Origin of the sequence: Methanocalculus chunghsingensis (assembly GCF_018132105.1) — an archaeon.
GTDB classification, from domain to species: Archaea; Halobacteriota; Methanomicrobia; order Methanomicrobiales; family Methanocorpusculaceae; genus Methanocalculus; species Methanocalculus chunghsingensis.
The window spans coordinates 1-10,919 of the sequence record NZ_JWHL01000025.1 but is presented as its reverse complement, the minus strand read 5'-3'; the positions used below and the strand labels follow the sequence as shown (position 1 = coordinate 10,919).

Sequence of the window (10,919 nt, the reverse complement as noted above, 5' to 3'; positions counted from 1 at the left end):
AGAAACCGGAGATGAAGTAGGAGACGAGACCGGAGATGAAGCCGAGGAAGAAACCGGGGAAGAAGTAGGAGACGAGACCGGCGATGAAACCGGAGAAGAAGCTGCTGAAGATGAAGAGGCAAACTCAGATCCAACAAAGACTGACGTTCCCATCACCAATCCAGTTATTGCCGCCATCACAACCGATATCAACAGTCTTGACTATGGCGAGCTGAAGATCGGCACAGAGAAATGGATTGGTATTAATGCAAGTTCTGAAACCGCCGTACAGCCGACCGTCCGCAATACAGGAAATGTTCCAGTATACATTACAATTCGGCAGTGCAATATGGGTATTGATGACGATCTTATCATCTATGGAGCACGACTTGGAGAGAATGGAGAGACAGTATATTTCTCACCGAATGAGCGGGTGATACTGCCTGAAATTCTTGAAGTTAATGCAACAAGCACGATATTGTTCTCAATAACCGTATCAGGAGGAGAAGGACCGGTTCAGGGGAGCCTCTGGATAGACTGCATCCCCGTTGAGGAGGAGGAGGCTGAGGAAGAAGAGAATACAGAAGAGGGAAGTGATACAGAAGATCAAACCGGTAATGAAACCGAAGAAGAACCAGGCGATCAAACCGACGATGAAACAGGGAATGAAGCCGGGAATGAATCTGGTTCTCCCGGTGATGAAACCGGAGACGATGTAGCAGATGAAGGTATAGCTGTTGAAGAAACGTGAGAGGGTGATCGATAGCCGGATTATCCTCACATCCTCCTTTTATTATACCATACCCGATCCTTGATATCATCAAAACTCCGGGCTCCGATGAAAAGCAGAAGGTAATTTTCAGTAATTAACCTAAGCATCTCATCCTATCGGAACAAGGATAGAAAAAAGGAAAGAAATTTTCACTCCGCATGAAGAGCCGTTTCACTTTGATCCAAAGATACCATGCACGAACTTTGATATCTTCTCCACGAGCGACTCTTCTGATGCTTTTTCAGGAGCCTTTTCGGCAGGAGCGATCTCCTGTGGTGGTGCTGGCGGTGTCTCTTTCCTTTCCACAGCAGCTTTCGCCGGAGAGCCTTCTATCTTAAACACCCCGGGTTTATACATGGAAACATGCGCAGATCCTGCAGATTTGACGCCAGATTGAGGCACCAGGTACTTTCTGCTATAGACATCCTGTTCCCCGACGTTTGAAGTGGATAGTGCAGTTCCCGTACCCTCTCCGGGGACCAGGTACGTACGGTTATAGGCATCCGGCACCCTCTCACGGGCTGCCATAACAGGTGGCTTATTCACCGCATCTTTCTTCCCGGGAGGTTCGGGAGAGACAGCACCAGGTATCAGATACTCCCGACTGTAGAGATCACGCTCTTTTGTTCCTGCAGTCACCAGTGATACGCCGGTTCCACCCTTCCCTGCAACCAGGTACTCACGACTATAGGCATCCCTCTCCTTCATAGCAGGCACAGTCGCCGTCTTCTTTCCGGCAGACCGGGATACCGCGGCCCCGGCCATGAGATACTCGCGGCTGTAGATATCACGGCTTTTTGCTGATGCAGCGTATTCGGAGCGAAGAGACGTTCTCTGCCCTTTCATCATTGAGCCGGGCATGATATACTCCCGACTATAGAGACTCTGTGATTCTCCTTTCTGGGTCATACATCTCCTACACCATCCCGATATATATATTTATTCAAATTGGATTTGTCGAATATTAACATTATTTATTTAAATTTGAAGCAGAAGAGGGATGTATTCCCCCTTCACTGCTCTATCCGATCCTTCTCCTGCGAAAGACCGACCCAGAGCGTATAGCAGAGAATAACCATCACGATCATAAATGGAAACGCCGCTGTGATCGCCATCATCTGGAGAGCATCAAGCCCTCCGGTCAGTAGAAGGACAATTGCCACCGTTGAAAGAGAGAGACCCCAGATTACCTTCTTGTACATCGGAACGATCATACTCCCCCCTGAGGTGAGGGAGCCCAGCACCACCGTCGCCGAGTCGGCCGAGGTGACGAAGAAGACGATCAGGAGGAGGATCACAATGAGGGAGAGGAGACCGGATACCGGGTACTGTTCAAGGAATACAAAGAGAGCAAGCGAGACATCCTCACCCGCAACACTCGTAAGATCGACACCTCTCTCAAGCTCAAGATACAGCGCCGATCCCCCAAAGACAGAGAACCAGATAAAGGTGAAGAGGGTCGGGACAGAGAGGACTGTCAGGACAAACTCACGAATCGTCCGGCCACGGGAGATCCGGGCGATGAAGAGTCCGACGAAGGGGGACCAGGAGATCCACCATGCCCAGTAAAAGATCGTCCAGTCTCTGCTCCATCCATATCCTTCAAACGGATAGGACTGGAGACTGAGATCAATGACGTTATTGATATATCCCCCGAGAGTGGAGGTGAAGATATTGAGAATATAGGGTGTTGACCCAAGTGAGAGGATGAAGAGAAGGAGGATTGTCGCGATGATGATATTAATTTTGGAGAGTATCTGAACGCCCTTCTCGACACCAAGGATTGCTGATGCCATAAAAAGAGCGGTAGCAATGACGATGATCCCAATCGTTACAGAGATGGCAGACGACAATCCATAGAGGTGGGTAAATCCTGCATGAATCTGGAGGGCACCAAACCCAAGCGACGTTGCAGTACCAAAGACCGTCGCAAAGACAGCCAGCACATCAACAAGCTTGCCGGGCATCCCGTAGATCCTCTCCCCAAGCACCGGGTAGAAACATGAGCTGATCAGCGCCGGCATTCCCCGCCGGAACGAGAAGTAGGCAATCGAAAGGGAGACGATGGTGTAGATAGCCCACGGATGGATACCCCAGTGGAAGAAGACGTAACGCATCGCAAACGAAGCAGCTTCCGGGGTTGAGGAAGTCATGAATGGCGGTGGCATGAGGAAATGAAGAAGCGGCTCAGAGACCCCCCAGAAGATGAGTCCGATCCCCATTCCTGCCGCAAAGAGCATCGCAATCCATCCAAAAAAGCTGTATTGAGGCCTCTCTGCATCATACCCGAGCTTGATCGTTCCGTACCGAGAGAGAGCAATCCCCAGTGCGAAGATGAGAAAGAAGAAGGCTGAGATGAGATACAACCAGCTGAAATAGTCAAGGATACCGGCATGGATCGCTTGCGATACAGATTCAAGCAGATCAGGGCTGATGATCCCGACTGCTATGAAAAAGAGGATTATCCCGGCTGAGAGGAGGAAGACAGACTCTCTTTTCAGATATTCATTCCACATACGAACCTCCGGTTATGGAACAAGGAAGATCGATGCCCTGGATGAGGTGACGATCCTCTCTGCGGTTTCACCCATCGGTGCAGAGAAGAAGGCAGGTTTCTTCCTCCCAAGGACGATAACATCGGCATTGATCTGATCAGAGACATGAAGCACTTCAGATGATGGATCGCCGACCATCTGTTCGGAGGTGACACGCCCATAGTACGGGCGGAGCTCCTCCTCAACTGCGAGAAGCTTCTCATGCAGACGCCTCTTCTCGATCTCTTCCGCAAAGGGATCCGCCATTCGTCCCCTCACATGGAGGATATGGCACCATCCTCCCTGAAACTCCATAAGATACGGAATCGTACGGACGGATGCCTCACCAAAGTCGGTTGCATAGAGGATGATCAGATCCTCCCGTGTAATCACCTCCTCATCACCTGGAAGACGGGGCCTCACCTTATGAACGAAGACCGGAATATCTGAGAGGCGGAGGAGATCCCGTGATATACTCCCAAGAAGCATCGTTCCGATCTGCCAGCGTCGTTTCGTCTTCATATAGATCTCATCAGCACCCTCATGCAGTGCCGCTTCAACAATAGAGGAGGCGATATGATCAGCCCCCATCTTCACCTCTACATCAAGGCCGAGTTCCTCAAGTGTCTCCTTTAGGATCGTGAGCCAGGAGATATCGGATCCCCGGAAGAGCGAGCCCGCCTCGATGACATGAAAGAGGCAGATAGAGGTTGATCCAAGATTCTTCAGAATCTTCCCGATCTTTTTCAGTTCCTCTGGTCTCTCCCCATATGAGACCGGAATCAGTGTTTTCTCAAACATATGATCTCCTCCGGAAAAAAACAGGATTATACCCGATATCCTGAATTGCGGTACTTTCGGGTTTGGAAACCTTTAATGTATTTGTTCTCCGCTTCCTGCCTCTATCGGCCGGGCAATTGAACAGAAGTACATCCTGTCGAGGAACCGAACGAACGTCCGGGAAACATCCACTGGAAAAATCTCCCCGTTTCGGCGCCGATGGATCGATTCAGTCCTCTCCTTCTTCCCGGGATATCCGGCTGCCCACATCTGCTCCCACTGCTTCTTTGAGATTGAGGGATTGATCTCATAGACATGCAGCCCCGGAAGCTCCTCATGGGAATAGCCAAGCAGAAGAGCAGCGGTCTTGTTAGCCCGTATGATCCGCCCCTCCTCATTGAAGAGGAGGATCGAATCCGATGCATGGTCAAAGGCATACTGGATGAAGAGGAGATCCCGCTCAAGGTCCTCCTTCTCCCGGATCATCGCCATCAGCATCCGGTTCGCCTCCTGCATCGATCGTGTCCGCTCTTCGATAAGCTCTTCAAGGTTCCTGTGGTACTGATCGAGCTGCTCGCGGCAGGTGATGAGCTCGGTAATATCCCGTCCGACTGCATGGTATGCAACCACCCTCCCCTGATCATCAAAGATACCGCGAATACTCCACTTTTCCCTGCGGAGGGTTCCATCAGTCCTGATCATCGGAAGAGTTGCTTCTCCGGAGGGCGAATCAATGGTGATACCCTGGAGAAGAGACGTGATCATCTCATGAGCAGTGGCAGGGAAGAATGAGCGGAATGCCATCCCACGGATCTGCTCCTCACTCCGCCCTGCACGGATAGAGAACGGGGTATTAAGAAATGTCACCGTCATGTCCGGTCCGACATGGAGGATGAATTCGGTCTGTCCGGTGGTGAGAGCCTCATACTGCTGTTTGTACCGTTCCTGCTCCATCCGTGCATGATACTCACCCGTTTCATCATAAAAGACGAGTGCAGCCCCGTCCCGTCCGGTATCGAAGACGACCGGTATCCCGACGATTCGGAGAACAAGTTCCCGCTTTCTGATCACCGTCCGAACCGGGATCGACCCGGATATCCCCTGAACCGCATCATGGCAGATACGGGTGATCTCCGGGTTATTGAAGATCGCGATTGGAATCTCCTCTATCACTTCGCCATAGATGACATCAAGGGAACAGCCAAGGAGAGTCAGAACACCTTCAGTCACCATGACGGCATGGAGCCGGGCGTCGGTAATGAGAGCCGGGGCTGGCCAGTACCTGATCAGAGAAGAGACAGGAACCCGTTGGACCAAAAAATAATTCTTTGCCGTTCCGATCTGCTTTCGGTCGACATCCCCTTTGAGTTTGAGGATATCCAGGTACTTCGCTGCAGTGTTCCGGTGGAGATGCAGTGCAGATGATATCTCCGTGATACTCATCCCTCTCGGATAACGTTTCAAAATATCCTTTATTTGAATCATCTCTTCATTTTTAACAGGCATTGGCATATACCCCGTAATCTCCCTATGATACACTATGCAGTGCATTTGTGTTCAACAAATATAACCTTTATCATAAATTGAGAGCAACAAGAGTGTGTAAGCACTGCGAATAGATCAGAGAGACCTGATCCAACATCCATGCATGCTGCATGGGGGAGAAGACAATGGCAGAATCTTTCGATGTAAAACTCGAGTCAAAGACCTATGTTCCGGATCCTTCGTACAAGGAGGCATCGAACATTGGTGATTATAACGAGGCATATAACCACTATCTCAAAGACCCGGACGCTTTCTGGGAGGGAATGGCACAGGAGCTCACCTGGTTCAAACCATGGGACAGATTGAAAGAATGGAGCCACCCCTATGCGAAATGGTTTGTTAATGGGAAGACGAACATCACGTACAACTGCCTCGACCGGCATGTCAACAGCGAGAGGAAGAACAAAGTTGCCCTGATATGGCGTGGCGAGGAGGAGGAGCAGGAGAGAATCTTTACCTACAGACAGCTCCACCGTGAGGTACAGCGGTGTGCAAACGCATTAAAGAGCCTCGGGATCAAAAAGGGTGACACCGTATGTATCTACATGCCACTCATCCCTGAGCATATCGTTGCAATGCTCGCCTGTGCGAGAATCGGAGCTGTCCACAGCATCGTCTATGGTGGTTTTGGTGCCTCCGCACTCAACACCAGAATCCGTGATGCCAATGCAAAGGTCGTCATCACCGCCGATGTCGGATATCGCCGAGGTAAACGGGTCCCACTCAAGACGATCGTTGGCGATGCAGTCATCAATGCCCCGAGTGTCGAGAAGATCGTTGTCCTGCGGAGGACAAAACCCCAGCTCGAACTCGTTTCAGAGATGGAGATCGATTACCACGAGCTTCTTCAGAACGCAAGCAAAGACTGCGAAGCTGAGGTGATGGATGCCGAGGATCCGCTCTTCATCCTTTACACATCCGGAACGACCGGGCAGCCAAAGGGGATCGTCCACACCACCGGAGGATACATGGTCGGAACATACTATACCTCAAAGTATGTCTTTGACATGAAGGAGAACGATGTCCACTGGTGTACCGCAGATCCCGGATGGATTACAGGCCACAGCTACATCGTCTATGGCCCGCTTGCAGCCGGTGCAACAGTTCTTATCACTGAAACCACCCCGGACTACCCGGATCCCGGCATCTGGTGGCGAATCATCGAGGAGTTTGGGGTAACGATCTTCTATACAGCACCAACAGCGATCAGGATGTTCATGAAGGTTGGAGAGGAATGGCCGAACAAGTCGAACCTCGACACACTCCGGATCATCGGATCGGTCGGAGAACCTCTTAACCCGGAGGCATTCGATTGGTACCACCGGGTGATCGGGAAGTCGCAATGCCCGATCCTTGATACATGGTGGCAGACCGAGACAGGGATGCACATGATCACGACGATGGTCGGGGAACCGATGAAGCCCGGCTTTGCCGGACGTCCAATCCCTGGAATCCAGGCAGATGTCGTCGATAAAGAAGGAAATCCGGTACCACCAAACGTCGGCGGGCTGCTGGTCCTCAAGGAGCCCTGGCCATCAATGATGCGGACGGTCCATAACAATGACGAGCGGTACCGCCAGTACTGGGAGACGATCCCCCCATACTATACCGCAGGCGATCTCGCCGTCAAGGACAAGGATGGCTACATTATGGTACTCGGGCGTGCAGATGACATCATCATCGTCGCCGGCCACAATATCGGTACTGCCGAGGTCGAGAGTGCCCTCGTCTCCCATGAAGCGGTTGCCGAAGCGGCAGTCATCGGAAAACCCGATGTTCTTAAGGGGCAGGCAGTCAAGGCCTTTGTCATCCTCCGGCTCGGATATGAACCGAGTGAGAAGCTGAGGAATGAGCTGATCTACCATGTCCGGATGGGTATAGGACCGATCGCGATGCCGTCTGAGATCGATTTTGTCCCCTCGCTGCCAAAGACGAGGAGCGGAAAGATCATGCGCCGTGTCCTGAAAGCGCAGGAGATGGGAATCGACCCCGGTGACATATCAACACTGGAAGAATAAAACCCATCCCACCTATTTACCCGGTTATACCATGCAAGATAAACACATACTCGGACTCCCGATAGAGCGGGGGCGCTGGCTCTACGTTCTCCTCGGGCTGATCATCAATATCTGTCTTGGAAGTATCTATGCATGGAGTGTCTTTGTCAGACCTCTGACAGACTACTTCATCACCGATCTCGGAAAAACGGTGACTGCAAACGAGATCCTGATGCCATTCTCGATCTTCCTTGCAGCATTCGCAATAGCGATGCCGCTTGCGGGGAGGTATATCGATCAATGGGGACCCAGGAAGACGACGATCGTCGGAGGCCTGCTTACCGGACTTGGCTGGCTTCTGGCATCAACAGCAACATCTGTTGAGATGCTCTATCTCGTCTATGGTGTGATCGGTGGTGCAGGAGTTGGGATCGCCTATGGCGTACCTGTTGCTCTTGCCACCCGCTGGTTCCCGGACAAGCGTGGTTTTGCCGTCGGCCTTGCCCTGCTGGGATTCGGGTTCTCTGCATTTATTTCTGCAAACATCGCAGGATACCTCATTCCACTCATCGGTGTGATGACCACCTTCAGGGTCTTTGGCGTTGCATTCCTGGTCATCATAACCCTCTGTGCACTACCACTCAGGTTCCCTGAACCAGGATTTGCACCACCGGGGTGGAGACCTGCACCATCGGCGATTGCTGAAACCTGCGAGTGTGATCGATCCCGGATGATCAGGACGCCGACCTTCTATGGGCTCTGGATCTGCTACTTCATCGGCTGTCTCGCCGGACTTATGGCGATATCCATATCCCAACCGGTCGGGGTCGAGGTCGTCGGGATCGCCCCGCTCCTCGCAACAGCGCTCGTCGGTGTCTTTGCCATCTTTAATGGGGGAGGTCGGCCCTTCTTCGGATGGCTGACGGATCACCTCAGGCCTGCCCGGGCGGCGGTCATATCCTTCCTCCTGATCGCAGCCGCTTCGATGATGCTCTGGGTAGTTCCCTCCCAGATCACCTACATCATCGCATTCTGCATCCTCTGGGGCTGTCTTGGCGGATGGCTCGCTATCGCACCGACGGCAACAGCACGGTTTTTTGGAACCTGTGACTATCCGCGGTGTTACGGACTCGTCTTCCTTGCCTATGGTGCAGGTGCTATCGCCGGCCCACAACTTGCCGGTTTTATCCGGGATACTACGGGAAGCTACCTCGGCGTCTTCCCCTATATTATCGTCCTTGCGTTCATTGGCGCAATTATCGGGTACTTCCTGCTCAAGCCGATAAACAGCAGCTAGTATTCCAAAATCCTTTTTTTATTAAAAATAATCAATCATTTTCTGGTTCCTATATCTCCCCGATCCAAAGATACTAAGTCCTCAGAGAGTGATATAGTACGTAATGGAAGAACCTAAAAAGTTTTCGGATTTTTCAATATCCCAGGACCTCCTCAAGGCCGTTGCGGATATGGGCTTTGAAGAGGCAACACCAATTCAGTCGATGGCTATACCTCTCATCCTTGAGGGTAAAGATATCACCGGGCAGGCACAGACCGGAACCGGAAAGACCGCTGCATTCGGCCTCCCACTTATAGAGATGATCGATCCCGATAACCGCGATGTTCAGGCACTCGTCCTGGCACCGACCCGGGAATTAGCGATACAGATTGCAGAAGAATTTGCACGTTTTGGCCAGTACAGAAAAGGCCTCTCAATTGTCCCCGTTTATGGCGGCCAGCCGATCGAACGGCAGTTCCGGGCACTCCGGGCAGGAGCACAGATCGTTATCGGAACACCGGGCCGTATCATGGATCACCTTGATCGGAAGACCCTCACCGTCGCCAACCTCAGGTTCGTCGTTCTGGACGAAGCAGACCAGATGCTTGACATGGGATTCCGAGACGATATCGCACGCATCCTGAAATCATCGCCAAAAGGAAGACAGACTCTCCTCTTCTCGGCCACAATGCCCTCAGCCATTCTGGATCTCTCCAAAAAATACCAGAAGAACCCTGAGTTTATCAAGGTCGTTCATGCTGAGATGACGGTTCCCCAGATAGAACAGTTCTATCTCGAGGTCAAAGATCGCCAGAAGCTTGATGTCCTCTGTAACCTGATGGATATCCAAAATCCTGATCTCGCAATGGTCTTCTGCAACACAAAGCGGGCCGTCGATGATGTGACATCACGTCTCCAGGCACGAGGATACTTCGCAGACGCACTTCATGGTGATATGAAACAGACCCAGCGGGATCGCGTCATGGGGAAGTTCCGAAAGAGGCAGATCGATATTCTTGTTGCAACCGATGTTGCCGCACGTGGTCTCGATATCAGCGAGATTGATACCGTCTTCAATTATGATGTTCCGCAGGATGTTGAGTATTATATCCACCGGATCGGACGGACGGCACGGGCAGGCCGGGCAGGATCCTCATTCTCATTTGTCGGTCCAAAAGATATCTACAAACTCCGTGAGATCCAGAGGTTCGCAAAGATCAAGATCACCAGGATGCCCCTTCCAACGACCGATGATGTCGAGGCATCACAGGCACGTGTCCTCATTGATAAGGTGAAGGAAGTCTGCGAAACCGGTCTTGGTGAGCGATTCATCCCTCATGTCGAGCAGGCACTTGAGGAGGGACTCACCTGTATCGAGGTTGCCACAGCACTCATGAAGATCCACCTTGGTGGACGTGATAGTGAAGAGCGGACCTTCGGTAATGAGGGTGGCACAATTGAGCCGGGTATGGCACGACTCCGTATCTCGGTCGGAAAAGATCGCCAGATCAGGGCAAAGGATATTGTTGGTGCAATTGCAGGCGAGACCGGCCTTCCAGGACGATCCATCGGTGCAATCGATATCTACGAAACCTTCACCTATGTTGATGTCCCTGCGGAGAACGCACGGGAGATCGTCGAGATAATGAAAGATCGTACAATTCGTGGACTCACTGTTGAGATTTCACGGGTTGAAACGAAGAACTAATTTTTTTGGAAATAGTGATCATCGCCTATGGCGACGATCCATGACACCACTCTTTTTTCACTTTCACCCTCCGCTGCATGCTGCTATATACCCTGCGGAGAGAGTAGTATCTGCCAGAGTGCCAGGGACAACCGCACTCCCTGCTCTCTGCACCAATACTGCAACAACCCCAATTTCGACCCCCTCTTTTCTTTTATTCAGGGCAATCACCAGGAAGGCGTGGAAAAAGGTACTCTTCTCAGAAAGAATCGTACATGAAAAAAGGTACTGCATCCGCTCTTGTGTGATAATCATAAGAATAAACGGCAATGCATCCGCTGTGGATTGT

General features: G+C 51.6%; 9 protein-coding genes. 5 read left to right on the top strand and 4 right to left on the bottom strand.

Annotated features, from left to right (window positions below; translation table 11 throughout):
* On the top strand, nucleotides 1-730 hold a 730-nt coding region (locus tag RJ53_RS11050), incomplete at its 5' end, for a hypothetical protein (protein WP_211531691.1).
* A 192-nt stretch (nucleotides 731-922) separates the two neighbouring features.
* Here the strand turns inward: RJ53_RS11050 and RJ53_RS11045 are convergent.
* From RJ53_RS11045 to RJ53_RS11030, 4 genes are all read right to left on the bottom strand, one after another.
* Nucleotides 923-1,660, bottom strand: coding sequence for a hypothetical protein (locus RJ53_RS11045; protein WP_211531690.1), 738 nt, complete (start codon nucleotides 1,658-1,660; stop codon nucleotides 923-925).
* A gap of 104 nt (nucleotides 1,661-1,764) precedes the next feature.
* Entirely contained in the window at nucleotides 1,765-3,267 is a 1,503-nt protein-coding gene (locus RJ53_RS11040) for a BCCT family transporter (RefSeq protein ID WP_211531689.1), read from the bottom strand.
* Between the two features lie 12 nt (nucleotides 3,268-3,279).
* Nucleotides 3,280-4,086, bottom strand: a complete 807-nt coding sequence (locus RJ53_RS11035; RefSeq protein WP_211531688.1) for a universal stress protein — start codon at nucleotides 4,084-4,086, stop codon at nucleotides 3,280-3,282.
* Between the two features lie 72 nt (nucleotides 4,087-4,158).
* Complete coding sequence (locus tag RJ53_RS11030; protein ID WP_246496110.1) at nucleotides 4,159-5,508, bottom strand: PAS domain-containing protein; 1,350 nt, start codon at nucleotides 5,506-5,508, stop codon at nucleotides 4,159-4,161.
* 227 nt (nucleotides 5,509-5,735) lie between these two features.
* On the opposite strand from RJ53_RS11030, the gene acs reads away from it, so the two are divergent.
* The 4 genes from acs to RJ53_RS11010 all read left to right on the top strand — a co-directional run.
* Nucleotides 5,736-7,628, top strand: coding sequence for an acetate--CoA ligase (gene acs, locus RJ53_RS11025; protein ID WP_211531687.1), 1,893 nt, complete (start codon nucleotides 5,736-5,738; stop codon nucleotides 7,626-7,628).
* Nucleotides 7,629-7,659: 31 nt separating this feature from the next.
* On the top strand, nucleotides 7,660-8,904 hold the full coding sequence (locus tag RJ53_RS11020; RefSeq protein ID WP_211531686.1) for an L-lactate MFS transporter: 1,245 nt from the start codon (nucleotides 7,660-7,662) through the stop codon (nucleotides 8,902-8,904).
* Between the two features lie 103 nt (nucleotides 8,905-9,007).
* Entirely contained in the window at nucleotides 9,008-10,591 is a 1,584-nt protein-coding gene (locus tag RJ53_RS11015) for a DEAD/DEAH box helicase (protein WP_211531685.1), read from the top strand.
* Nucleotides 10,592-10,631: 40 nt separating this feature from the next.
* Nucleotides 10,632-10,919, top strand: a 288-nt coding sequence (locus RJ53_RS11010; protein WP_211531684.1) for a hypothetical protein, incomplete at its 3' end; no start/stop codon positions are given.

Excerpts from the sequence above, each read along its gene's own strand:
- RJ53_RS11045 (WP_211531690.1), bottom strand. The coding sequence starts at position 1,660 with ATGACCCAGAAAGGAGAATCACAGAGTCTCTATAGTCGGGAGTATATC.
- RJ53_RS11040 (WP_211531689.1), bottom strand. The coding sequence starts at position 3,267 with ATGTGGAATGAATATCTGAAAAGAGAGTCTGTCTTCCTCCTCTCAGCC.
- RJ53_RS11035 (WP_211531688.1), bottom strand. The coding sequence starts at position 4,086 with ATGTTTGAGAAAACACTGATTCCGGTCTCATATGGGGAGAGACCAGAG.
- RJ53_RS11030 (WP_246496110.1), bottom strand. The coding sequence starts at position 5,508 with ATGAGTATCACGGAGATATCATCTGCACTGCATCTCCACCGGAACACT.
- acs (WP_211531687.1), top strand. The coding sequence starts at position 5,736 with ATGGCAGAATCTTTCGATGTAAAACTCGAGTCAAAGACCTATGTTCCG.
- RJ53_RS11020 (WP_211531686.1), top strand. The coding sequence starts at position 7,660 with ATGCAAGATAAACACATACTCGGACTCCCGATAGAGCGGGGGCGCTGG.
- RJ53_RS11015 (WP_211531685.1), top strand. The coding sequence starts at position 9,008 with ATGGAAGAACCTAAAAAGTTTTCGGATTTTTCAATATCCCAGGACCTC.